The sequence below is a fragment of the Mesorhizobium delmotii genome (genome assembly GCF_900149755.1).
GTDB lineage: Bacteria > Pseudomonadota > Alphaproteobacteria > Rhizobiales > Rhizobiaceae > Mesorhizobium > Mesorhizobium delmotii.
Window position 1 is genome coordinate 78,349 of record NZ_FUIG01000070.1, and the last position, 22,250, is coordinate 100,598.

23 protein-coding genes and 2 pseudogenes are annotated in these 22,250 nt (G+C 60.5%); 5 read left to right on the forward strand and 20 right to left on the reverse strand.

What is annotated here, in order from left to right; all coding sequences use genetic code 11:
• Window positions 1–3 precede the first annotated feature (3 nt).
• From BQ8482_RS33100 to BQ8482_RS33150, 11 genes are all read right to left on the reverse strand, one after another.
• Complete coding sequence (locus tag BQ8482_RS33100; protein WP_123151404.1) at window positions 4–540, reverse strand: NADH-quinone oxidoreductase subunit C; 537 nt, start codon at window positions 538–540, stop codon at window positions 4–6.
• Complete coding sequence (locus tag BQ8482_RS33105) at window positions 537–1,040, reverse strand: NuoB/complex I 20 kDa subunit family protein (protein WP_027152448.1); 504 nt, start codon at window positions 1,038–1,040, stop codon at window positions 537–539. The genes BQ8482_RS33100 and BQ8482_RS33105 overlap by 4 nt, the downstream gene beginning before the upstream one ends.
• Complete coding sequence (locus BQ8482_RS33110; RefSeq protein WP_123151405.1) at window positions 1,028–1,393, reverse strand: NADH-quinone oxidoreductase subunit A; 366 nt, start codon at window positions 1,391–1,393, stop codon at window positions 1,028–1,030. The genes BQ8482_RS33105 and BQ8482_RS33110 overlap by 13 nt, the downstream gene beginning before the upstream one ends.
• Window positions 1,394–1,545: 152 nt before the next feature.
• On the reverse strand, window positions 1,546–2,985 hold the full coding sequence (locus BQ8482_RS33115; protein ID WP_123151408.1) for an NADH-quinone oxidoreductase subunit N: 1,440 nt from the start codon (window positions 2,983–2,985) through the stop codon (window positions 1,546–1,548).
• Window positions 2,982–4,457 (reverse strand): NADH-quinone oxidoreductase subunit M, encoded by a 1,476-nt coding sequence (locus BQ8482_RS33120; RefSeq protein WP_123151410.1) that lies wholly within the window; start codon window positions 4,455–4,457, stop codon window positions 2,982–2,984. The genes BQ8482_RS33115 and BQ8482_RS33120 overlap by 4 nt, the downstream gene beginning before the upstream one ends.
• 7 nt (window positions 4,458–4,464) lie before the next feature.
• Window positions 4,465–6,225: a Na(+)/H(+) antiporter subunit D gene (locus BQ8482_RS33125; RefSeq protein WP_123151412.1), complete on the reverse strand. Its 1,761-nt coding sequence runs from the start codon at window positions 6,223–6,225 to the stop codon at window positions 4,465–4,467.
• Window positions 6,218–6,472, reverse strand: a complete 255-nt coding sequence (locus tag BQ8482_RS33130) for a hypothetical protein (protein ID WP_123151415.1) — start codon at window positions 6,470–6,472, stop codon at window positions 6,218–6,220. The genes BQ8482_RS33125 and BQ8482_RS33130 overlap by 8 nt, the downstream gene beginning before the upstream one ends.
• The gene (locus BQ8482_RS33135; protein WP_123151417.1) at window positions 6,469–7,932 is read right to left on the reverse strand and encodes a monovalent cation/H+ antiporter subunit D family protein; all 1,464 of its coding nucleotides are present in this window, start codon (window positions 7,930–7,932) and stop codon (window positions 6,469–6,471) included. The genes BQ8482_RS33130 and BQ8482_RS33135 overlap by 4 nt, the downstream gene beginning before the upstream one ends.
• Before the next feature lie 4 nt (window positions 7,933–7,936).
• On the reverse strand, window positions 7,937–8,239 hold the full coding sequence (gene nuoK, locus BQ8482_RS33140) for an NADH-quinone oxidoreductase subunit NuoK (protein ID WP_123151419.1): 303 nt from the start codon (window positions 8,237–8,239) through the stop codon (window positions 7,937–7,939).
• Window positions 8,239–8,739, reverse strand: coding sequence for an NADH-quinone oxidoreductase subunit J family protein (locus BQ8482_RS33145; RefSeq protein WP_123151422.1), 501 nt, complete (start codon window positions 8,737–8,739; stop codon window positions 8,239–8,241). Before BQ8482_RS33145 ends, nuoK begins: the two co-directional genes overlap by 1 nt.
• Window positions 8,740–9,018: 279 nt before the next feature.
• Window positions 9,019–9,450, reverse strand: a complete 432-nt coding sequence (locus BQ8482_RS33150) for a CBS domain-containing protein (RefSeq protein ID WP_123151424.1) — start codon at window positions 9,448–9,450, stop codon at window positions 9,019–9,021.
• A 238-nt stretch (window positions 9,451–9,688) separates the two neighbouring features.
• Between BQ8482_RS33150 and BQ8482_RS39835 the strand changes: the two are divergent.
• Window positions 9,689–9,886 (forward strand): annotated as a pseudogene (locus BQ8482_RS39835) (hypothetical protein); the annotation flags it as partial.
• 210 nt (window positions 9,887–10,096) lie between these two features.
• Here BQ8482_RS39835 and BQ8482_RS33160 read toward each other — a convergent pair.
• From BQ8482_RS33160 to BQ8482_RS33180, 6 genes and pseudogenes are all read right to left on the reverse strand, one after another.
• The gene (locus tag BQ8482_RS33160) at window positions 10,097–10,555 is read right to left on the reverse strand and encodes a recombinase family protein (protein WP_123151515.1); all 459 of its coding nucleotides are present in this window, start codon (window positions 10,553–10,555) and stop codon (window positions 10,097–10,099) included.
• On the reverse strand, window positions 10,504–10,722 hold the full coding sequence (locus BQ8482_RS40455; protein ID WP_342211007.1) for a hypothetical protein: 219 nt from the start codon (window positions 10,720–10,722) through the stop codon (window positions 10,504–10,506). The genes BQ8482_RS33160 and BQ8482_RS40455 overlap by 52 nt, the downstream gene beginning before the upstream one ends.
• 248 nt (window positions 10,723–10,970) lie before the next feature.
• Entirely contained in the window at window positions 10,971–11,414 is a 444-nt protein-coding gene (locus BQ8482_RS33165) for a hypothetical protein (protein ID WP_244603090.1), read from the reverse strand.
• A 1-nt stretch (window position 11,415) separates the two neighbouring features.
• A pseudogene (locus BQ8482_RS40840) lies at window positions 11,416–12,339 on the reverse strand (ParB/Srx family N-terminal domain-containing protein).
• Between the two features lie 266 nt (window positions 12,340–12,605).
• A complete protein-coding gene (locus BQ8482_RS33175) occupies window positions 12,606–14,192 on the reverse strand; it encodes an adenylate/guanylate cyclase domain-containing protein (protein WP_123151427.1) in 1,587 nt (528 codons plus the stop codon).
• Between the two features lie 476 nt (window positions 14,193–14,668).
• Window positions 14,669–16,714, reverse strand: a complete 2,046-nt coding sequence (locus BQ8482_RS33180; protein WP_123151428.1) for a family 16 glycosylhydrolase — start codon at window positions 16,712–16,714, stop codon at window positions 14,669–14,671.
• Window positions 16,715–16,910: 196 nt separating this feature from the next.
• Between BQ8482_RS33180 and BQ8482_RS39840 the strand changes: the two genes are divergently transcribed.
• Window positions 16,911–17,078, forward strand: coding sequence for a hypothetical protein (locus BQ8482_RS39840; protein ID WP_244603091.1), 168 nt, complete (start codon window positions 16,911–16,913; stop codon window positions 17,076–17,078).
• Between the two features lie 214 nt (window positions 17,079–17,292).
• The gene (locus BQ8482_RS37895; protein ID WP_133254881.1) at window positions 17,293–17,622 is read left to right on the forward strand and encodes a hypothetical protein; all 330 of its coding nucleotides are present in this window, start codon (window positions 17,293–17,295) and stop codon (window positions 17,620–17,622) included.
• 101 nt (window positions 17,623–17,723) lie between these two features.
• On the opposite strand, the gene BQ8482_RS40215 is transcribed toward BQ8482_RS37895, so the two are convergent.
• From BQ8482_RS40215 to BQ8482_RS37905, 3 genes are all read right to left on the reverse strand, one after another.
• Entirely contained in the window at window positions 17,724–17,849 is a 126-nt protein-coding gene (locus BQ8482_RS40215; protein ID WP_280178891.1) for a hypothetical protein, read from the reverse strand.
• Between the two features lie 361 nt (window positions 17,850–18,210).
• Window positions 18,211–18,441 carry a hypothetical protein gene (locus BQ8482_RS37900; protein WP_133254882.1) on the reverse strand — a complete coding sequence of 77 codons (231 nt, stop codon included), beginning with the start codon at window positions 18,439–18,441 and terminating at the stop codon, window positions 18,211–18,213.
• Between the two features lie 98 nt (window positions 18,442–18,539).
• Window positions 18,540–18,830 carry a hypothetical protein gene (locus tag BQ8482_RS37905; RefSeq protein ID WP_133254883.1) on the reverse strand — a complete coding sequence of 97 codons (291 nt, stop codon included), beginning with the start codon at window positions 18,828–18,830 and terminating at the stop codon, window positions 18,540–18,542.
• A 229-nt stretch (window positions 18,831–19,059) separates the two neighbouring features.
• On the opposite strand from BQ8482_RS37905, the gene BQ8482_RS33195 reads away from it, so the two are divergent.
• Both BQ8482_RS33195 and BQ8482_RS33200 read left to right on the forward strand, forming a co-directional pair.
• Complete coding sequence (locus BQ8482_RS33195; RefSeq protein WP_123151429.1) at window positions 19,060–20,202, forward strand: helix-turn-helix domain-containing protein; 1,143 nt, start codon at window positions 19,060–19,062, stop codon at window positions 20,200–20,202.
• Window positions 20,203–20,487: 285 nt separating this feature from the next.
• A complete protein-coding gene (locus BQ8482_RS33200) occupies window positions 20,488–22,230 on the forward strand; it encodes a putative bifunctional diguanylate cyclase/phosphodiesterase (protein WP_165848817.1) in 1,743 nt (580 codons plus the stop codon).
• The last annotated feature ends 20 nt before the right edge of the window (window positions 22,231–22,250 follow it).

Genomic DNA, 22,250 nt, shown 5'->3' on the forward strand with positions numbered 1-22,250 from the left:
CCCTTATGGAATGTCCTTGGTGGCGAGATCGGGCTGCGTCGGCGGCGGGCCTTCCGCGCCAAACGGGTTCAGCGTGTCCTTGTAGCCCCGGAGCGGAAAGTCCTTGCGCTGCGGAAAGCCCTCGAAGCCTTCCCACATGTAGATCCGGCGCAGGTCAGGATGGCCCTCGAACCGGATGCCATACATGTCCCAGGCCTCGCGCTCGTGCCAGTTGGCGGTCCGCCAGACCCCCGTCACCGACGGGACCCGCGGCGGATCGCCGAGGCGGCATTTGATCCGAACGCGCCATTTGTTCGGCAGCGAATAGAGGTGGTACACCGCCTCGTAGCGCAGCGTTTCGGGATAATGGTCGACCCCGCAGATGTCGGACAGGAAATCGAACCGCAGCGCCGGATGGCCCTTCAGGAATTGGCAAAGCTCGATGATCATGTCAGGCGGTGAGGCGAAAGCGTGAACCCCACGCGAGAAGCCAAGCCCCTCGATTTCCCCCCCGAAACGTTCCGCGATCAGGGTGCGGATGAGGGACGTCTCCACGCTCATGAGGCTGCAACCCGATCCAGAGGCGTCCCGGCCAGCGCGCGGGACCTCTTGATCTTCTCTTGGAGCAGAAGGATGCCATGCATCAGTGCCTCGGGCCGCGGCGGGCAGCCGGGCACATGCACGTCCACCGGCACGAAAGTCTCCGCCCCCTGTACCACGGCGTAGGTGTTGTAGACCCCGCCCGAGATCGCGCAGGTGCCCATGGCGATGACCCAGCGTGGCTCCGGCATCTGGTCGAAGAGCCGGCGCACGACCGGAGCGAACTTCCGCGTCACCGTGCCGGCGATGATCATCACGTCGGACTGGCGCGGCGAAGGTCGAAACACCACGCCGAAGCGGTCGAGGTCGTAGCGGGCGCAGCCGGCCGAAATCATCTCGATGGCGCAGCAGGCAATCCCGAAGGTCTCGGGCCAGAGCGCCGACCGCCGGCTCCAGCTGATGACGCTGTCGGCGGTGGTGAACAGCACGCTGTCGCGGATCGTTTCGCCTACTCCTCCCATTCCAGCGCTCCTTTCAGCCAGGCGTAGGCCAAGCCCACGATAAGCAGCAGCATGAAGACAAACATCTCGACATAGCCGACGAGCCCGATCTCCTTCAGCACGACCGCCCAGGGAAACAGGAACATCGCCTCGACGTCGAACACCACCAGCAGGATTGCGAGGATGAAGAACTGCACCCTGAAGCGGCCCCCGGCGGCCTCGCCGGCCGGGTCCATGCCGCACTCATAGGGCATGTTCTTCGCGGGATAGGGGTTGGACGGGCGCAGGAGCGAGGAGACGAACAGCGTCGCCACGGCCACCAGCACAATTCCGGCGACCATGAAGAGAACCGGCAGGAATTCCATTCCAGTCATGTCGCGCTGCCCCGGTCACCCACCGAGGGCTTGCTCAAGCTGCGACCGACCAATCTTCTGGCCGGCGGTGCGGCCCTCGTGCAGCGACTAGGGCATCCTTTCGTAGCGCCAAGAGTATTCGGTTGGCCGGTTCATTGCAAATCCAATCGTAGTCAACCGCCGAACACGGAACTCTGGGCAAGCCTCAGAAACCACGCCGGAAACAGTCCGATGCCGATGGTGCCGGCGGCGGTCAAGGCGAGCGTGGCGCGGACGGACGGCGTCAGGGCAGGCTCGAACGCGCGCTCCGGCTCGCGCATGTAGATTACCATGACGATGCGGATGTAGAAGTAGGCGGCGACGGCGCTCAGCAGCACCGCGATCACCGCCAGCGTGACGAAACCCCGCTCGACGAGCGCCACCAGCACGTAGAACTTGGCGAAGAACCCGGCTGTCGGCGGAATGCCGGCGAGCGAGAACAGGTAGAGCAGCATCAGAAGCGCCAACCCGCGATGCGACTTGGCGAAGCCGGCGTAGTCCTCGATGACCTCGCCGGAGAAATCGCCATTCCGCATCATGATGACGATGCCGAAGATACCGAGATTCATGAAGGCGTAGATCAGCAGGTAGAGCATCACGCCGGCAATCCCGTCGGCGCCACCCGCCACCACGCCGAAGAGCGCGAAGCCCGCATGGGCGATGCTGGAATAGGCGAGCAGGCGCTTGAAATTGTCCTGCACCAGCGCCACGAAGCTGCCGAGCGCCATCGTCACCACCGCGATCACTGCGACGATGATCCAGGCGTCGGAAGCGGCGACCAGCGGGTTGAGGAACACGCGCAGGATCACCGCGAACCCCGCCGCCTTGGGGGCGACCGACATGAAGGCCGTGATTGTCGTCGGCGCGCCTTCATAGACGTCCGGCACCCACATGTGGAACGGCACCGCGCCGACCTTGAAGACCAGCCCCGCGACGATGAAGACCACCGCCAGGAGCAATCCGGGATCGAGCGGGTCGCCGGTCACCGCCGCAGCCATCCCGTCCAGCTGCGTCGTGCCGGTGATCCCGTAGATCAGCGAGACGCCGTAGAGGAAGATTCCCGTCGAGACCCCGCCGAGAACAACGTATTTCAGCGCCGCCTCGTTCGACCGCCGCTCCTTCCTGAGGAAGCCGGTGAGCACATAGGTCGAGAGCGCCATCAGCTCGAGGCCGACATAGATCGACAGAAGATCGGTTGCCGAGGCCATGATCATCATGCCGGAAAGCGCAAAGAGCAGCAGGACATAGTATTCGCTCAACGCGATCTCCTCGATCTCGGCATATTTTCGCGACAGGAGGAACGTCAGGATGGTCGAAAGGTAGAACACCATCTTGAAGAAGACCGCGAAGCGGTCGGCGATAAACATGCCCGAATAGGCCGGCCGCACCTCGCCCGCCAGTAACAGTGTCGCCAAGGCCGCAACCAGCACGGTTGCAGCGGAAGCGCAGACGAGGAAATACCCCTGTCCCTTTGGCACAAGCTGTCCCAGAATCAGCAAGATGCAGGCCCCAGTGACCACCACGATCTCGGGCAGGCTCGCTAGGATCGACTGGAAAAGCGTGGCAGCGGTCATTGGCCGCCCCCGTTAGAATGCACCTGCGTGAGCAGATGCCTCACCGAAGGCCCGATGATGTTGAGAAAAGGTTTCGGATAGAGCCCGACCCAGAGCACGAAGACCGCCAGCGGCAGGATCGCCACCAGTTCGCGGGCGTTTACGTCGCGAATCTTGAACCGCACGCCGATGCTGGCTGGACCAAGCGCGACTTTCCTGTACATGCCAAGCAGGTAGGCCGCGCCCAGCAGAGCCCCCAGAACGGCGGCGGCGCCGACAGCCAGATTGGCCGCGAACGCGCCTGACAGCACCAGCAACTCGCCCACGAACGAATTCGTTCCCGGCAGCGCCATCGACGACAGGGTGAACAGCGCAAGAAACGCGGTATAGACCGGCGCCGCCTTCATCAGCCCGCCATAATCCGCGATGCTGCGGGTATGGGTCCGCTCGTAGATCAGGCCGACGAACAGGAACAACGCGCCCGTCGTTACGCCATGATTGAACATTTGCAGGATGCCGCCCTCGAGCCCGCGGAGGTTCAACGTGAAAATCCCCAGCGTCACGAAGCCCATGTGGCTGATGCTGGAATAGGCCACCAGCTTCTTGAGGTCATCCTGCGCCAAGGCAAGTAACCCGCCATAGACGATCGCAAGCGCCGAAAGGGCCAGCATCAGCGTCGAATAGTGCACCGACGCCTCCGGCAGCATCGGCAGCGAGAACCGGAGGAACCCGTAGGCGCCCATCTTCAGGAGCACTCCGGCGAGGATGATGCTGCCCGCCGTCGGCGCTTGCACATGGGCGTCCGGCAGCCATGTATGGACCGGGACCATCGGCACCTTGACTGCGAAAGCGATCAGGAAAGCAAAGAACAGCCAGGACTGAACCCGGAACGGCAAATCCTGCGCCGTCAGGGCGAGGATGTCGAAGGTCTCGCCGCCGTGGAGATAGAGCACGATGACCCCGATCAGGAACAGAAGGCTACCCGCCAGCGTGTAGAGGAAGAATTTGAACGCCGCATAGACCCGGCCGTCGCCGCCCCAGACGCCGATGATCACGTACATCGGGATCAGCATCGCCTCCCAGAAGACGTAGAACAGGAACAGGTCGAGCGCGCAGAAAACCCCCAGCATCAGCGCCTGCATGGTGAGCAGGCTGACCATGAACTCCTTCACCTTGCGGTCGATCGCCACCCACGAGGCGAGCACGCAGATCCAGCCCAACAGCGCGGTCAGGAACACAAAGAGCGCGCTGATTCCGTCGATGCCAAGCGAGTAAGTGATCCCGAGCGCGGGCACCCAGGGGCGCGTCTCGGTGAACTGCATCTCGTGGGTAGTGGTGTCAAAGCCGGCCAGCATGACGATGCAGAGAGCAAAGTCGAGGAAGGTGACGCCCAGCGCCGTCCACCGCACCGCATCGTCGTTGCGGAGAAACATCAAAACCGCTGCCCCGGCGGCGGGCATGAACACGATGAGGCTAAGCAGCGGGAACGCCATCGCACCCTTACCGCCACACCACGGCGAAGACGGCGATGGCTGCGATCACACCGACGATCATGGCCAGCGCGTAATGGGTCACGACGCCGGTCTGCAACTGTCGCAGCGCGCCGCCACCGCGCAGGATCGAGCGGGCGACGCCGTTGACGACCGCGTCCACACCGTTGAGATCGATCCGCAGTCCGGCCCGTGCGGTTCCGTGCAGGAAGGGCAGCACCGCGGTCTCGGAGATGTCGCTCACCGCCTTCTCGTAACGCGCCAGCGGTTTTTCGGCGAGCCACATGAAGTACCGCGCGCCTTTGCGGTAGAACCAGTCGGTGTCGATGCTGATCGTGTTCTCGGGGTCGAGCGCCCTGAGGAACAGCACGAAGCCCAATGCGGTGAACATCAGTATGCCGAGGCTCTCGGTGATATGGACGCCGGTGTAGGGTTCGAAGTCGACCGGATGGGGCAGCAGCGCGTAAAGTGGCTGGGGGAACACCCCGATCGCGATGCACAGCACCGCAGCCATTCCCATCGCAACCAGCATGTTGCGGGGCGGCTCCCGCGCCTCCAGTTTCCGGTCCGTGCCGAAGAACATGTAATACGGGAGCTTGAGCCCAGTGTGCAGGAAGGTCCCCGACGACGCCATCGTCAGCGCCAGCACCACCAGCGCGCGGTGATCCTGCCCGGCGGCGGCCACCACCATCGATTTGGTCACGAAGCCCGAGAAGAACGGAAATGCCGAGATTGCGAAGGCGCCGACCATGTAGAGCGCCACGGTCAGCGGCATGGTCCTGTAGAGCCCGCCGAGCTCGGTGAGCTTGCGCCGCCCGGTGACGTAGATCACCGCCCCCGCACCCATGAACAGGAGCGCCTTGTAGAGGATATGCGCGAAGGCATGGCTGGAAGCCCCGTTCACCGCCATCTCGGTACCGATGCCGACGCCCGCCACCATGTAGCCCACCTGGCTGACGATGTGATAGGCTAGGAGCCGCCGGCAGTCGTTCTCCAGCACCGCGTAGATGACGCCGTAAAGCGCCATGATGGTGCCGAGCCAGATCAGAAGTTCGGTCCCCGGAAACGCCCGCGCCAGCACGTAGACGGCGGTCTTGGTGGTGAAGGCGCTCATGAACACCGCCCCGGTGACGGTCGCCTCCGGGTAGGCGTCAGTCAGCCAGGCGTTGAGCGGCGGCACCGCGGCGTTGAGCATGAACCCGGCAAGGATCAGGTAGGCGGCGACGTCCATCCCCCCCTCGATCGGGCCGAAGAGCAAGGAGCCGGTGGCGAGCCCGTGGAGAATGACGCCGCCGAGCAGGGCGACGCCGCCAGTGATATGGACCATGAGGTAGCGGAACGCGGCGCGGATCGCCTGCTCGCCTCCCTGGGCGAAAACCAGATAGGCAGAGGCAAACGCCATGGCTTCCCAGAACAAGAACAGGGTCAGGTAGTCGCCAGCAAACACCACGCCGAGCGCGCTGCCAGCATAGACGAACGCCGCCACATGCTCTCCGGCGCCCGTCAGGTGCAGCGCATAGACCATGCCGATCAGCGCCATGATGGTGAAAACGGTGGCGAAGACGATGCTCAGCTTGTCGACCTTCGCAATCAGGATTTCCTGCCCGATGAACTCCGCCGCACCGTAGCTGCCCGGCTGCACGGTGAGCACGGCGAGGATCGCCAGCGCGGGAATCAGCATCAGATAGGCCTTGCGGATTGATCCTTTCAGGAAAGGGATCGGCAGGGCGCCAAGAATGAACAGCAGGGCGGGATGGACGAAGTCAATCATAAAAGTCCTCGCGCCGCATCAACCCGCCCTGATGGCCGAGGAACTTGGAGACGAAGACCAGCAGGACGCAGGACAAGAAGCCATAGACGGCCGACCAGCCCGGCAAGCGGTCCCACAGGTATTCAGCGTGTTCGCGGGGGACCAGAAAATCGGCGATGACGATCAGAACGAGCGCCAGATAAAACAGCCGGCGGCGTTGCTCCGCGTATCTCGCCTCACCAAAGAAATCGACGACACGCCTGATCATCTGACCACTCCTTCCGCCAGGGTGAGAAAATAGCCGGGGAAAATACCCATCGACACCGACAGGATCGCGGTCGCGACCAGCGGGATCGTCACCATCGGAATTTCACGGACCGTCGCCGGACTTTCCTGTGTCTCCGTCCCGAAAAAAGCGACATAGCTGACCGGCAGGAAGTAGGCGGCGTTCAGGACCGAGCTCACCAAGAGCACGACCAGGAACGCAATCTCCCCCGCCTCCACCGAGCCCAGCGCCAGATACCACTTGCTGACGAAGCCCGCGGTCGGCGGCACCCCGATCATGCTGAGCGAGGCCACGAAGAACGCGCCCATCGTCCAGGGCAGCCTGCGGCCGATGCCGGCCATGTCGCTGATGTTCCGCTTGCCGGACGCGCAATAGATCGACCCGGCGCAGAAAAAGAGCGTGATCTTGGAGAACGCATGCGCCGCAATGTGGATGATCCCGCCGACCATCGCGACCGGCGACAGCAGGACCGCGCCCAGCACGATGTAGGAGAGTTGGCTGACCGTCGAATAGGCGAGCCGAGCCTTCAGGTCGTCCCGCGTCAGGGCGTAGACCGACGCCATCAGGATCGTGAACGAAACCAGATAGGCCGTGGCTACGCCAAGGCCCAACTCCCCGACCAGCCCTGTGCCGAAGACATGGAAAACCATCCGCAGCACGCAGAACACGCCCATCTTGACCACGGCCACTGCATGCAGGAGCGCGCTGACCGGCGTTGGCGCCACCATCGCGGCAGGCAGCCAGGCGTGCATCGGCATCACCGCGGCCTTGGCGAAGCCGAACAGATAGCAGAAGTAGACCACGGTCAGCAGTGCCGGCGAGGCATCGACCCCGGCCAGCAGCCCGCCTGGCACGAAGTCGAGCGACCCCGCCAGATGGTAGGTCAGCGCCAGCGCTGCGAGCAGGACGCTCTTCGACGCGCCCATCAGATAGACGAGGTACTTCCGGCTGCCCGTCCATCCCTCTTCGTCCTCGTGGTGATAGACGAGCGGATAGGTGACGAGGCTGAGCACCTCGTAGAAGATCACCAGCGTGAACAGATTGGCGGCGAAGGCGCCTCCGACGGCCGCCGCGAGACTGGCGGCAAAGCAGGCGAAGAACCGGGTCTGCGCGTGCTCGTTCAAGTGGCGCATGTAGCCGATGGAATAGATCGCCGCCACGATCCACAGCAGCGACGAGACGGTGGCAAACACCATGCCGAGCGCATCGACCCGGAAAGCGAAGTCGATCCCCGGCAGAATCTCGAACAGGCGAAAATCCACCGTGCCGCCCGCCAGCACCGTAGGCGCCATTGAGGCGACAATTGCAAACATGGCGATCGCGGCCAACGGCGAGACGACATCGCGGAGTTTTTCGCGGTTGTTCAGAAGGAGAACGGCCAGGGCCGCCAGGCCTGCAACGGCGACGGCAAGCAGCGGCCGGATCGATATCACCGGTTCCAAGCCGCTATCCTTTCATCATGGTCACGTCGTCGACCTTGAGAGTGGACTTGTTCCTTACGAGGGCAACCAAGATGCCGAGGGCGACGGCAACCTCCGCCGCGGTGATTGCGATGACGAAGATCGCGAATATCTGCCCGCGGAAATCGTCGTCGTAATGCCCGAAAGCGATGAAATTGATGTTGACCGAGTTGAGCAGGAGCTCCAGCGACATCAGCACGACCAGGATATTGCGCCTGAGCAGTACGCCTGCTGCTCCGATCACGAACAGGACCACTCCGAGCAAAATATACCACGAGAGCGGAACCATCACCCCTGCTCCTTCCGCGCCAGCACGATGGCGCCGACCAAGGCGGCCAGCAGGATGACCGAGGCGGCTTCAAACGGCAGGAGATAGTCGGCGAAAAGTGTCGTGCTGAGTTGCCTGATCTGATCGCCGCCGCGCACAACGACGGGCTCCGTGACCGAAAAGCGGTCGCTCCAGAGCACCAGCACAAGCATCTCGACCCCAAGCAGGACGAGCAGCACCATGGCCGGCAGGTTGCCGCCCGGCAAGAACCGCTGCAACACCGCTTCGCGCACATCGATCATCATGATCACGAAAAGGAACAGGACCATGATCGCGCCGACATAGACGAAGATCTGGATGACCGCGAGCAACGGCGCCTCGAGCAAGACGAAGATCGCCGAGATCTGCAGGAAACACGCCATCAGCGCCAATGCGCTGTGAACCGGATTCCGCGCCAGGACCACGGTCAGTGCCGTGATCACGGACGCCGCAGCGAACAGAAGAAAGAACGCCTGATCCATCCGACGCCGACCCTCCGCCGCGATCTGTCGCTCGGCGCAAGACGGCCGGGTTTGAGATAGCTGCGCACTTCAGATGCGTCTACAAATTGTGCCCTAGTATCGAATTTTTCTCAAGATTACATGGTTTGGCGCTACGTTATGCCCAAGTCTCGGCATCTGATACGGTGTGCGATCCCGCAGCCTGCCTATCCGTTATTCAGGCTGCCGAAGGAGGTTCGGCACGGGATCAGAAACCCTGAAAAAAGGACGTCGCGGCCAGACGGCGGGCCTTTGGCGAGCTTACCCCGCCCAGATGTAGTGAATAATCTCTTCGGCCTCGCGCTCGACCTCCTCGATGCGCTTCTTCACCACGTCGCCGATCGAGACGATGCCGTCGAGTTGGCCGTTCTTTACCACGGGCAGGTGGCGGAATCGGCCTGTGGTCATGATCTCCATGACCTGGTTGATCGTGTGGTTCTCGGTGCAGAGGTTGACCTTGGCGGTCATTGCGTGACGGACACTCTGCTGCAGGGCCGCAGCCCCATACTTGTCCATGGCGCAGACGATGTCGCGCTCGGACACGATGCCGACCACCTTGCGATCACCATTGGTAACGACCAGTGCGCCGATCCTGTGTTCGGCGAGCCTGTTGATCGCCACGGCGAGTGTCTCGTTCGGGCCGATCGTCTCGACGGCTCGACCCTTGTCCTCGAGAATCGCTTTGACGTTCATGGCTTCCTCCAAGCGCTGCTACGCTCCAGCCCTCCGCCCCGTCTCCCTCTCGGTGCATTTCTGCGCCATCGTGCGCCGCGCGCCTTCATATTTCAAGTCCGATTTGCGCGCTCAGGCACCAGTGCTTCCTGGCGGTAGGCCTTCATGATTGGCTCACACAAACCGCCGCCTGCTACAGGGGTCGCCTTGCCGGCGCCGATGCTCATCGATCAGCCGAGAGCGCCGAGCGCCAGACTCCTTCCTCGATGCCTACAACTTCGCAAAGCGACTAAAGACCCTCAGGGGCCTCACACCCTACGAAACCATCTGCAAAGCATGGGCTGACCAGCCGCGCCGCTTCACATACGATCCAACCCACCTCACTTCGGGACTGAGGAGTGAGAGCAGGATTACGCAGGGGATGGAACCCTGTCGGGTCCATCGGCGCGGAGAATGAAAACATTCTACACCCGATTGAACCCGGGTGGCTGCCTGACAGGATTGTAGCAGGTTACTCAACCCTGGGAATGTCGCGAATGGCTCGGTTCGAGCCCTTTGCGCGACGACGCCGACTAGAGCCCGCACGACCCTGCGAGGGTGCGCAACGGCTTTGGAACGGTTATCAAAGACCGCTTCCATGGGGACATGCTGGTCAGCAAATTCCCGCTTATAAAAGCAAGTTCGCAGAAGCTTGCCGCCCCAAACTGTTGCGCACGTTCGACACCTGCCATTGTCCATTGCGCGCTGTTCGAACGCCGCGGTTGTTCAGGGCGATAGCCAGGCCACGCAGGCTTGTGATGCCGGACTGCCGGATGGAGGCGATGATCGGGAGCACGGTCTGGGAAAATCTGTCAGCCTCCCGGATCGAGATCTTCCGACCTCTCGCGGTAGCTTCCGCTGTGTTGGTCGGATTACCGAGTTTTATGCCAGTGATCTTGCGCGAGGCGAGGGCGGCTTTGGTGCGCTCCGAGATCAATCGCCGCTCCTTCTCTGCCAAAGCGGCATAGAGGTGCAACATGAACGGATCGGCATCAGCACCGAGTTCGGCGACGATGATTGGCACGCGCTGGACCATCAGTCCGGCAATGAAGGCGACATCGCTCGAACGTCGGTCGAGCTTCGCCACAACGACTGGGCATTTGAGCTGCGGGGCAAGGGCGAGGCGGCTGTCAGTTGCGGACGTCGATCAAGAGCATCCGCGCCCTTTCCGGTTTCGATCTCGGTGAATTCCTGGAGGATGATCATTCCCTCGGCCTCGGCAAAGCGGGCGACCGCGGCACGCTGGGCCTCGATGCCTAAACCTGAACGTCCTTGCCGCTGTGTGGAGACACGATAGTAGCGACCGCGCGCGGCATGTTGCTAATCCCCGGGGTGTTCAAACTGCAAACCACCGTTGCAGTTTGCTCACAAGAGCCGAACAGGCAAGTCTTCGCTTCGAAAATCGAACAGAATCAGCAGTTTGACTTTGGTTCTTCGAGTCCGACTCTAGTACCCAGTAGTCACTGCCGAGCGCGACTGATGGTGTACAGGGCGGCGCTCGGTCAGTTGGCCAAGGCGCGGGTTGGCGACAGCGAGTCCCGGCCCGGCAGTTCCGCCTGATCCGCCGGGCCTGCGATTTGGCCGGAACTCCGCTTCAGCTTTTCGGAATCAGGCGGCGACAGGATGATGCGGGTGATGGTCTGGACCGGGTCGCCGCCGTGCTGATTGACGATGGTCTCCTTCCAGTCCATGCGGGTCTTGGCCCAGAAGATCGCAGCGGTGACCGACTGAGGGCCTTCTCCCGTGGCTTTGCGAAAGAGGCTTTGCGCCACAGCCGAATTGGCCTTGGTGTGGCCGATCCTGAGTTCCTGTCTGTAATGTTTGCGCAGCGTCTTCGGATCAACTCCGATCATGTCGGCAATGCCGGTCTCTGGAACGCCGTAGCCGGCAAGGGCTTCAACCTGGCGGCGCGAGGCCTCATCTGGCTTGTGACCGGGTCTTGCCATCTCATGCGGCCTCCTGGCGGCGCTCAGCGGCAACAACGGCATAGCTGCGGCCATCGCCCTCCAGGATCGCCATGCTGCCGGTAAACGCCTGCCAGCGGAGCACCGCGACATCGACATAGGCTGGGTTCAGTTCGATGGCGTGACAGCAACGGCCAGTGATCTCGGCTGCTATGATGGTGGTGCCGGAGCCGCAGAACGGCTCGTAGACCGCCTGTCCGGACGAGGAGTTGTTCTCAATCGGGCGGCGCATGCATTCGACAGGCTTCTGCGGGGATGCCGAGCCTCTTGCGCCAGGCCGGATCGTAGCTGACGCGATAAGGCGGGTCTGTGACCAGCAGATGCGGCATGACTCCGGCGAGAACGCGCTCGACATCCTTCGCATTGGTGCTATCGCCGCAAATCAGCCGATGCTTGCCGAGCGTCCAGACATCGCCGGGGAGGGTGGTTGGCTGCTCCGGCGGGTCAGGCACGTCATCTGGATCGGTAAGGCCAGGTTTACCAATGTTGGTCAGGCGGCAATTTCCAAATCGTCGAAGCCGGTGAGGGACAGATCGAAGCCAAGCTCGCCCAGGTCGGCCAGTTCGAGACCCAGCAGCTCGGTGTCCCAGCCGGCATTGAGCGCCAGCTTGTTGTCGGCTATGACCAAGACTCTTTTCTGCGCCTCGCTCAGGCCAAGGAGTTCGATAACGGGTACTTGCTGCAGGCCGAGCTTTCTCGCTGCCAGGAGGCGGCCGTGGCCAGCTATGATACCGTTCGCGCCGTCGACCAGGACCGGGTTCGTCCAGCCGAATTCCCGGATCGAGGCGGCGATCTGCGCCACCTGGGCATCGGAGTGGGTGCGGGCGTTCTTCTCGTAAGGGATCAGAGCCACCGCCGGACGGTACTCCACTGCGAGGCGAGGAGGAGCATTCTCGACGCCGCCGATTTGACCGACAGCAGACGGAGAGATAGCAGCCCCACCCGCCACAGGCGCGAAATTATAAGGGCTTCATCGCCGTGGTCCACCTGCATCGGAGTTCCTTTCCGTGCAGGCTCATCGGCCAAGTACGTCCGCCTGCTTCAAGTCCCGATTATAGCAGGGCCGCTATGTGTCTGTAATCTCTGCTGTTCTCGTGGGAGAACAATTGTTTGCGAAGAACTTCGATCGGCCCATGCAACGGGGAGTCCTGCGCCAGTCCCGCCGCTTCAAATTTATAAAGCCGCGGGCTTGTTTCGGATGGTTAAGGCCAGGAGCGCCTCCGAAAGTCGTTTCTTCGCCCGCTCGACCCCGTTCTCGTCGATTGCCTCGACATCGAGGAACAAGTCGAGGCCAGTCGCGTGCTCGCTGATGACCTGAGGGCGCTGGGCCAGTTCACCCAGGAGGCCCTCGACTTCGTAGGGGACGACCTCCCGGCTGATCCCCTTCATGGCAATCGGTGCTAACGGACGCGCCCGGACAAGGTCGCGGACGAGCGCGTAAGTCTCATAGCTGAGGCAGATGCCGCCGGGCTCGGCAATCGACTGCAGACGGGCCGCCAAGTTCGCTTCGGCCCCAATGATCGTGTAGTCCATCCGATCATCGGAACCAAAGTTCCCAACATTGCAATAGCCCGTGTTGATGCCCATGCGAACTCGGAAGGGCCGTTCAACTCCGCGGTCATGCCACACCCTGTTCAACTGCTCCAGCCGATGCTGCATGTCGACAGCCATGCGCAAGCAGGCTCTCGCGTCTTCCTCGACGCCTTGCGTCTCGGGGTCTCCGAAGAACACAAGAAGCGCGTCGCCGATGAACTTGTCGATGGTGCCGCCGTGCTTGAGCGCGATTGTCGACATCTCGGTGAAGTACTCGTTGAGGAGAAGCGTCAAGTCCTCAGGCTGGAGCCGTTCCACGATCGCGGTGAAATCCTTCACGTCGGAGAAAAAGATCGTGAGCTTCTTGCGCTCGGTCGCGATGGTGACGTCCTTCTGGCCGCTGAAGATGCTTTTGTAAATTTGAGGCGAAAGATATTTGGCGATCTTCAATGAAATCGCGGCCAGGAAGTCGTTTGCCTCGGAAAGCTCCTTATTGATGCCCTGAACCAAGGCGGACTGCCGACGCTGCAGGAGAATGAACGTCAGGCCCGCCGCCGCCGCGAAGCCGAAATATAGGAGCAGATACTTGAAGGTGAGGACGTTCGCAGCGATAGGCTGATTGACTGATATCTCCTGGATCCCTCGGACATCCCCTACCTTCCAGTCCGTCTTGGGGCTGTCCGGGTGTGAGTTATGGCAGGTCACGCAGACTTGTCCCATTACAACAGGGGCCGCGGCGCGGACGTGCCGGTCAAACAGCGAACCCGAGACTTCGATGATCGGCTCCCTCGGGTTGGCGCGCAAAGCAAGGATTGCATTCCGCTCGAATACATCGAGTTGGTGGGGGTCGCGACCTTTGAAAGGTAGATCCGAGACGAACCGATATTTGACGGATCCGTCGTGAGCGCTGATGCGCTTGCCGAGTTCGATCGAGAGGGTTGCTGGAATAGGGATCGCACCTGGTACGTCCCGGTAGTTGTGCGTCGCGGTCACGGCGTCGTCTGCTTGCAGCACGCGTCCCACAACGTCGCTGCCGTAGAATCCGCGCATTTCGTCGATGATCCGGCTGATTTCGCTGGCTTGCGTGCGCAGCATCCGTTCCGATAGATCTCGGAGGTCGAGCCAGGCTGCGACGGGCAGACCTATAAGGCCGATGACCACTGCCGCCACCAGGAGCGGCCCCATGGTTCGCTGCTGACGCGCAATCTGTTCACCCAGTCCGGCCATTATCCAAGCGCCCGGCAGTCATTAGCATCTGAATTATAGCTCATTCCCGGCACGGTACTAGCGTCAGTCTTGGCTCGATGAAAACACGTCAGCCCTGCAACGACGGATCGACCTTGAGCGGTTGTTGCTAAGCCCCCACCGTCACAGCGGATTTCGCATTCTGGCACTAGACGGGCCGTGAATCAGTGAAGGGGATGTCGCAAAGTCGGTTGTGGCCCGGAATGCGCTCCGGCAAGGTTGAGACTTCTGCGGCCGGAAAGCGCGTCGGAAAAGAAAGTGTCCCGCGAAGCGTATCCTTCGGCGCCCCGGCCAACTGCGGACTGTTCTCACGCTTGGAGAAGGAACGCTCAAAGCCACTGTCCGAGACCATCGCTCGAAAAAGAGGTCACCGGTTTTTCGAACAAAGCGATGCACAAACAAGAAGTTACAGCGCTGCGCTTGATCTCTTTTTCACGTGCACCGCTGTAGGCGCCGGATCAGATCACGAAAAAATCGTCGGCCAGCAGCGTCGGCCTGTTCGTCAGCGTCGCGAGCTGTGTCACGCCGCCTGCGACGTTTCCGTTGGAATCGTAAAACAACGCACCCGTAACCTTGTCATAGACGATGTGGTCGTCGGCGTCGTGCGCGCCAGTCCCAGCGAAGAAGTACCTTGGCTCGAGGGCTCCGGTGGCTCCAAGCCCCTGCATTACCGAATTCTGAAGCCTGAATGTATCGTCCGTATGGTCGAAATCCGTGATGATGTCGCGGTTGGCCACTGAGAGCGGCGCGCTGAAAACGAAGGAATCGTTGCCGGCGCCACCAGTAAGCCGGTCAATGCCCAGGCCGCCCGTTAGTGTATCGTTGCCACCCCACCCAAGCACGGAATCATTGCCTCGGCCGCCGTCCAGTTTGTTGTCGCTGTCGTTGCCGTCGAGCACGTTGTCGAGGGAATTTCCCGTGGCTCCGACGTTGGCGTTTCCGGTCAGACGCAGATTTTCTACCAGCCGGCGATCGACCGCCAGTGAGTACGTGACCAAGCTGAAAATCTGGTCGAGGCCCGCTTCGTCGATGACGTTGTCCAGTACATTGTCCACATAATAGGTATCGTTGCCGGCACCGCCATTCATCAGGTCGGCCCCGGTCCCGCCATCGAGAAGGTCGGCGCCATCATAGCCCGCTAACCGGTCGCTACCCGCCCCGCCCCTTATGGTGTCGTTGCCGGCAAGGCCGTCCAGCGTGTTGTTCCCATTGTTCCCGGTCAGCTCATTGTCGGAAGAATTGCCGCGACCATTGATAGCGCCAAGGCCGATGAGGGTCAGATTTTCGACATAGGATGGCAGTGAATAGGTGCTCGAGCTGAACACCCAATCGTTGCCCGCCGCATCGCCCTCGACCACGCGGTCGAGCGCATGGTCGACATAGTAGGTATCGTTGCCTGCGCCGCCCTCCATCTTGTCGATTCCGACCCCGCCGTCGAGCAGGTTGCTGCCAGCGTTGCCGACCAGCGTGTTGTCGAGTTCGTTACCAATCGCGTCGATGTCGGCAACACCGGTGAGTGTGAGCTGCTCTATTTGCTGGCCGGACAGCGAATACGTCATCGACGTGATGACCAGATCGATGCCGGCGCTGTCAGCCTCAATGACTACGTCGAATGCGTTGTCGACGCGGTAGGTATCGTTGCCGAAACCGCCGGACATTTTGTCAGCACCAGCTCCGCCGTCCAGAACGTCATCAAAGCTGCCGCCGTTCAGGATATCCGCCGCATCCGTCCCGGTCAGGTGCTGCTCCATCACGTCCGGCGCGGCATAGGCGCGGACGTAGTCGATGACCATCTCGTAGGTGCCGGACGCCCGCTCGACCTCAAGGGGATTCATGGCAAGCGAGGCCAGCATATAGAGCGGCGTGCGGAAGGACTCGCTCATTGGAAAGCGGCTCAGCTCCTTGCCGTCATAGTACACGGTGATCCAGTCCGTCGTGATCCTCGCGCCGTAAGTGTGAAACGCCCCGTCGAACATCGAACCGGCGAGGCCCGTATAATTGCCTTTCGAAACGTGGCTTTCCTTATTGCTCAAGTGCACCGCCTGGTGATGACCATCGGGATCGCCCCCATACGCTTCAACGATGTCGACCTCGACGCGTGGCACAGTCTGATCGGGCGACAGCATCCAGAAAGCCGGCCAGGCTCCCGCCCCGCCGTGAAAGGCTGCGCGCATCTCGAAGTACCCGTACTCTTGCGCGAAACCCTGGCCGGCACTGTTAACCGTTTGCATCGTTCCCGACTGCCAGACGCCGTCCACCTGCTTCATGGTAATGGTCAGCTTCCCGTCAGAGACGGAGAACGGATTCGTTGCCCCCACCGGCGACATGAACGTGGCGGCCCCATAGGGGGCATGCACAGGCGCGAACCACTTGCCGGTGCCGTTGTTCGGCACGACATCCATCGTATTGAACTCGTCAGAAAAGGAGAGGTTGAAACCGGAGAGGTTCAGCTCCGATCCCTTGTACTGTCCGGTCCAATCGCCAGGAAGAGCAATCGCAGCCATTGATGGGCTCCTCGTTCGCGCAACATTTTCGCGGTGACCCCACCAAGATCTAATCGTCCATTTGTTAACGGAACGGAAATGGACACCGATTCCGCCGCAAATGGGGTCAGTGCGGTTATCCCCAACGCTTCACGAGAAATTTGGGAGAAGTCGCAAATCGGTTGACGTAGCCGGCACACGATACTGCGAACCCTCCATGGCGCATGATCCGATCGACACGCTGGGCAAGGCGACCCGGCACAACATGCTCGTCAAAGCCGAGTGCAGCTGCGGGAACGTGCGCTACTGCCGTTCCGCCGATCTGATAATGGTCTATGGCGGAGGCGCCGACCCGCTGAAACTCAAGTTCGATTGCAGCCGCTGAAAGCCCGAGATTAAATCACATCGCTAGAGGTGCATCCCGAGCACCTGCCCAAATGATTGATGATCCACAAGCCGATGAAAGGTCCTGACGGCAAGATCCACTGATCCACTGGCACGCGGAAAGATTCCGAGGGTGAGCCCCATCAGTGCAACATTCCTTCTGTCCGCATGTTGGTTTGTGAGCGCGTCGTGCGCTTAAGACAGGAGAAAGGAATATGAAACGAATCCTTTTGACGTCGGCCGTGTTGGCGCTTTCCGCCGGGCTTTCCTTTGCCCAGACGACGAGCGGAACTTCGGGCGGAACCTCCACGACCACAACCACGACCACGCCCAGCACCGATCAGGGGACTGACACCACCACCACCAGCGGCACGAACCCGAACTCTGCCAAGGATTGCGCGCCTGGCCAGCAGCCCGGCAACGCGGACGCCAAGACCCGCCGCCCCCAGGCAAATGAAGAAGACCACCGAAGATTGCTGATTGGCAACGCCATACAAGGGGAAGGCCGGCGCCGCTTGGGGGGCGTTGGGGTAGAATGCCTGTAGGGCGCCGGCCTGGCGGATTGGGGTCCGCCGTTGGATAGTATCAAACTTGGCGATTCGAGTAACTCCGTGATCGCGGAATGTGAGGAGGCGGTCGACGACGCTCAGTCCTTTGCATCATCACCGTCTTGCACAGAGCCATCGTTTTTATCTGCCGGGCTTTCTAACCCGGCCAGTTGCCGGTCGGCCATTTCTTTAGCGAGGCCCACCAGGGCATCGACCTTTTGCATCTGGCCCACGTGACCGCTATTGGCGACGCGTTTCCGGATCGTCGCATCGCAATGCCCCTTGGGCGGCTATTAGCCTGTACTTTTCGAAGATCGCTAGCTTCTGCGGATAGGTGATCCGTACCTTGGCGTTGCACCCGTCGCATCTGAAGTGCGCGATCGTTCTTAGCGCAGAGCCCTTCCTTACCGCCGGATGCGAGCAACCCGGACAATCGAAAGTGAGCGCAACATCAGACAAGTCTTGGGCTAAACCCATTTCCATCTCTTTCGCAAGCGCTGTGGCTACACTCTGGCGGGACTCAATGGGGCAATGCAGATGCCAATCCGGCTGTGCCAACGCGGGACGCCTCGGAACGCCGCCAAGCTAGCGCGCCTTCTCTGCTCCCTTTGAAAGACGAAGAGACCTAACTTCATCCAGCAGTTCGCGCTCCTTGGTAGTAATGTTTCGGAAGATTGCGACAATCGCCACCGCTAAGGCCTCGGCATCCCGGCTTGAAGAGTCAATGTGTTCATCTGCGCAAACCTGATCGAACACGCGTTCGCAAATAGCCAGATCATGAGGGCTGAGGCAGGTGCTATTGAAACGACGCAGCATCTGTGCGAACCTTTCAGGGCCCGTTGCCCGTGTTTGCGGCGGGCTTTTTTTGCCGATGAACCGCTGAGGCGTGTATTGGAATAAATTTACTCACTGACTTATAATTGGTCTTTCAATAGTCCCAAAATCAGCGCGCACTCGCGAGCTCGATACTGTCCAGCAATCATAAGTTGTCGGTAATCTCGCAGTTTTTGTTCTGGGACATGAAATCCTCGCCGAAATTCGGCCGCCTCTTTCGGAGTTCGAGTGCAACCGAGTTTACTGGCGGTGACTTTCAAACTCGCCAGTGAACATCCGACCTTGGCTGCAATATCTTTCAAAGGTTCGTTATTAAAATATCCATCAAGAATTATCTTGCGACGAGCTTCTGCTTTGAGCTTTGCGTTCATTTCGTTGTCTCCCCAACTACGCTTTCACCGTGCCAGACTCTATACGAGCCAGGTTGAAGAGTGTCGTTATCGTCGCATCCAGAAACTTATCTCGGAATGCATTTCTTGCTGTAACCCAGCGTGATGGCGCTCTGTGGACTCGCGTTCCGCTGGTCTTGCCAGATGCCTGTGATACACCACATGATTGAGGTGGAGATGGGCATACCGGAATCGGATACGGCACTACGCGATGGACGCTAAGAGGCAGGAGAAGGCGCTTGCGAGGCAGGCGCTTGAGCGCGATCGACGTCGTTGGCCGCGCGAAGCTCAACCTTACAACGAGGCTGCCCCGTCACTTGCGCCGGCGCTCGAACCTTTGCCCTTTTCGACGCTCGAACTGGCGCCAGAGGATCAATTCGTCGCCTGGCAGGCGCATATGGCTCCGCTTGTCGAGATCAAGTTGCCGGATGACAAATCGCTCGACGATGGCTTTCCCGCCGACCACACGGCTTGGAACCTCGGCGGCATGCTGATCGTTCAACAGCGCGCACCGGCACATAGTTATATGCGTTCTGCTGCGAAGCTTCGGTCCAGCTCGATCGATCACTGGTATATCGCTTTGCCGCATACTGGCCGGTCGTGGACGGAGGTCGATCGCCGCGTAGCGGAAAACCAACCGGGCAAATTGGAGATTAGATCGCTTGGCTACCCGTTTCGCGGGAGGGCAACGGAATCCCAAAGTCTCTTTCTCTATTTGCCGCGTGATTTGTTCGCCGATGCGGCGGCAACCCTGGACGCAAAGAATAATTCAATTCTGTCCGGCAACTTTGCCAACCTTTTGGTCGACTACCTCAACAGCATCGAAGCAAGACTGCGCAGTCTCACGGCTGACGATCTGCCCCGCATCGTGCACGCAACACGCAGCATGATCATTGCCTGCCTCTCGCCCCCGGCAGAACATGCCGCGGCCACCGAACAATTGGTGAGTGTCGCGCTGATGGAGCGAGCCCGTCGATACGTCCACAACAATCTGGATGCGGCTCATCTGACGCCGGATTCAATGTGCCGGGCGCTCGGCGTCTCGCGCTCTCGTCTTTATCAGTTGTTCGAACCGAGCGGTGGTGTTCTCCACTACATACAAAGTCGCCGACTTCTGGCGGCCCATATTGCGCTTAGCGATCCGGCGGACAGCCGGCGCATTGTTAATATTGCCGAAGCCGTCGGGTTTAGTTCAGCGGCTAATTTCAGCCGAGCATTTAGCAAGGAATTCGGTTACAGCCCCCGCGAAGTCCGAAGTTCCGTGGTGTTGCCGCGCCCCGCCCACGCTGTTTCGCATGCCGGGCACGAGGAGGCCTCATCCTTTGAACATTGGCTCAAAGCGCTCGGAAGCTGAGTACAAGAACGGGGATGGTTGAAGTGGGGCGGGCTTAAAACAGGGCGGGGAAGATCAGCCGCCTCATGGACCAGAATACTTCGTGTCGCGTCCACCGCGCCATCAATTATAGCCAATCCCCGATTTATGAACCGACTGTTCATCGATGTCGCTGCCAATCACAGCGGAGCATACATTGCAACTACGCAGCATGAGACACTTGTTGAGACTGCGAGTTGTATGTTTGCCAAGCTTGACAGTTATGCTATTTCTGGCGTGGATTCTCACCGCCTATGGAGGTGGCTATTGCACCCGGAGGCATCAGGCGTCGGCACGGAGAGTGAGGGGCCTTCCTCAAGCGATGCACCACGTCCCGGCGAAGCGCTGCTCGCTGACCTTTTGGCGAACACGACCGAACTTTTGTCGTTCTATGATCGCGACTTCTGTCTGACGCACTACGCAACCAAGCTCAAAGGCGTATACGGAGGCGCGGTGGTGCCGGGTGCCGCCGTTTGGGAGATCTACCCGAGCTTCCTCGATGCGAGGTATCGCGACGAATTTCTTCGTGTGTTCCGCGGCGGCTCACCGGCAAGCATCGATTTGCCGCGATCATCGGGCGAAGCGCCGCGGTCCGCTTTCGTTTTCGCCACTGCAAATGGTGTGGGAATCATTGAATCAAGGGGGCGCGATGGGCGGAGCGTAGCGGAGGAGCAAGAGCATGTAATTCTGCTCCATCAGGCGACGCACGACGTGCTGACCGGACTGCAGAATCGGCGGCGATTCGGCGAGCGGCTGCAGCAGGCAATGGCGGCCCTCGGCGGATCAAAGCCGAAAGCCGCCCTTCTGCAGATCGACCTTGACGATTTCAAAGCGGTCAACGACACGCTCGGCCATGGAGCAGGCGACACTCTTCTTCAACTCGCGGCGGGTCGTATTCGCGACGCGCTGCAGGACGGCGAATCGGCATACCGGTATGCCGGCGATGAGTTCGCTGTCATCCAATTGGGAAAGGAGCAGCCGGCAGAGGCTGAGCGCCTCGCCGGATCGCTAGTCGACGCTTTCAAGAACCCGTTCGTCATTAACGGCATTCCCGTCTTCGTCGGCTCGAGTATCGGAATTGCTTTCGGGCCGGAGCACGGGACCGATGGCGAACAGTTGATGAAAGCCGCTGACATTGCTCTTTATGCGGCCAAGACAGATGGACGCGGTTGCGCTCGAACATTCAACCGTTCGATGCTGCTCTTGCTCGAGCAACGCGAGAATCTGAGACGCAGCCTTCGAACCGCGCTGGAGCGCGGCGAACTTTATCTGGAATATCAGCCGCTCATTCGGCCTCCCGCGTCGGTGATCGGTTTCGAAGCGCTGCTGCGGTGGCGGCACCCCGAGGTCGGAGTCATTCCACCCAACGTGTTCATACCGATCGCCGAAGCCGACGGTCTGATGGAAGAGATTGGACGATGGGTACTCGAGGAAGCCTGTCGCCAGGCATTGACGTGGCCCTCCTCGCTGACAGTCGCAGTAAACCTGTCACCAGCTCAGTTCCTTAGCGGTTCGCTGACGGACACCGTCGCTCAGATCATCGATGCAGTTGGAATCGAAGCCGACAGACTTGAACTTGAGATAACCGAGACGGTCCTGCTTGAAAAGACGATCGACAATATCGACACGTTGAACACTCTGAACGTCTTGGGAATACGAATTTCTCTTGACGATTTTGGAACATACTACTCGTCGTTGAGCTACCTTAAGAACTTTCCCTTCGATACTTTGAAGATCGATCAGTACTTTATTGCGGACCTGGAGACCGATCTCAAAAGCCAAACGATCGTGCGATCGATCATGAACCTGGCACACGGCCTGGGAATAAATGTCACTGCCGAGGGGGTCGAGACGTCGGCACAGGCACGGTGGCTGATCAAGGAAAACTGCGATTGCCTGCAAGGCAATTTCCTGGGGCGGCCGCTTGGAGTCGAGGCGATCGGCGATTTCATAAGGCGGTCCCCGCTGAGGGTGGTACGAGCGATGGAGGAATCAAATCGGGCGCTCTAGCGCCGTGCACCCTTTGTTAA

What these genes read in the sequence shown, in the direction of transcription:
- BQ8482_RS40215 (WP_280178891.1), bottom strand. Translation starts at nt 17,849, where the DNA reads ATGCAAAAGGTCGATGCCCTGGTGGGCCTCGCTAAAGAAATGGCCGAC.
- nuoK (WP_123151419.1), bottom strand. Translation starts at nt 8,239, where the DNA reads ATGGTTCCGCTCTCGTGGTATATTTTGCTCGGAGTGGTCCTGTTCGTG.
- BQ8482_RS33130 (WP_123151415.1), bottom strand. Translation starts at nt 6,472, where the DNA reads ATGATCAGGCGTGTCGTCGATTTCTTTGGTGAGGCGAGATACGCGGAG.
- BQ8482_RS33180 (WP_123151428.1), bottom strand. Translation starts at nt 16,714, where the DNA reads ATGGCTGCGATTGCTCTTCCTGGCGATTGGACCGGACAGTACAAGGGA.
- BQ8482_RS33175 (WP_123151427.1), bottom strand. Translation starts at nt 14,192, where the DNA reads ATGGCCGGACTGGGTGAACAGATTGCGCGTCAGCAGCGAACCATGGGG.
- BQ8482_RS33145 (WP_123151422.1), bottom strand. Translation starts at nt 8,739, where the DNA reads ATGGATCAGGCGTTCTTTCTTCTGTTCGCTGCGGCGTCCGTGATCACG.
- BQ8482_RS33105 (WP_027152448.1), bottom strand. Translation starts at nt 1,040, where the DNA reads ATGGGAGGAGTAGGCGAAACGATCCGCGACAGCGTGCTGTTCACCACC.
- BQ8482_RS37905 (WP_133254883.1), bottom strand. Translation starts at nt 18,830, where the DNA reads ATGAACGCAAAGCTCAAAGCAGAAGCTCGTCGCAAGATAATTCTTGAT.
- BQ8482_RS37895 (WP_133254881.1), top strand. Translation starts at nt 17,293, where the DNA reads ATGAAACGAATCCTTTTGACGTCGGCCGTGTTGGCGCTTTCCGCCGGG.
- BQ8482_RS33120 (WP_123151410.1), bottom strand. Translation starts at nt 4,457, where the DNA reads ATGGCGTTCCCGCTGCTTAGCCTCATCGTGTTCATGCCCGCCGCCGGG.
- BQ8482_RS33165 (WP_244603090.1), bottom strand. Translation starts at nt 11,414, where the DNA reads ATGGCAAGACCCGGTCACAAGCCAGATGAGGCCTCGCGCCGCCAGGTT.
- BQ8482_RS33125 (WP_123151412.1), bottom strand. Translation starts at nt 6,225, where the DNA reads ATGATTGACTTCGTCCATCCCGCCCTGCTGTTCATTCTTGGCGCCCTG.
- BQ8482_RS33195 (WP_123151429.1), top strand. Translation starts at nt 19,060, where the DNA reads ATGGACGCTAAGAGGCAGGAGAAGGCGCTTGCGAGGCAGGCGCTTGAG.
- BQ8482_RS33150 (WP_123151424.1), bottom strand. Translation starts at nt 9,450, where the DNA reads ATGAACGTCAAAGCGATTCTCGAGGACAAGGGTCGAGCCGTCGAGACG.
- BQ8482_RS33115 (WP_123151408.1), bottom strand. Translation starts at nt 2,985, where the DNA reads ATGACCGCTGCCACGCTTTTCCAGTCGATCCTAGCGAGCCTGCCCGAG.
- BQ8482_RS37900 (WP_133254882.1), bottom strand. Translation starts at nt 18,441, where the DNA reads ATGCTGCGTCGTTTCAATAGCACCTGCCTCAGCCCTCATGATCTGGCT.
- BQ8482_RS33110 (WP_123151405.1), bottom strand. Translation starts at nt 1,393, where the DNA reads ATGACTGGAATGGAATTCCTGCCGGTTCTCTTCATGGTCGCCGGAATT.
- BQ8482_RS39840 (WP_244603091.1), top strand. Translation starts at nt 16,911, where the DNA reads ATGGCGCATGATCCGATCGACACGCTGGGCAAGGCGACCCGGCACAAC.
- BQ8482_RS33100 (WP_123151404.1), bottom strand. Translation starts at nt 540, where the DNA reads ATGAGCGTGGAGACGTCCCTCATCCGCACCCTGATCGCGGAACGTTTC.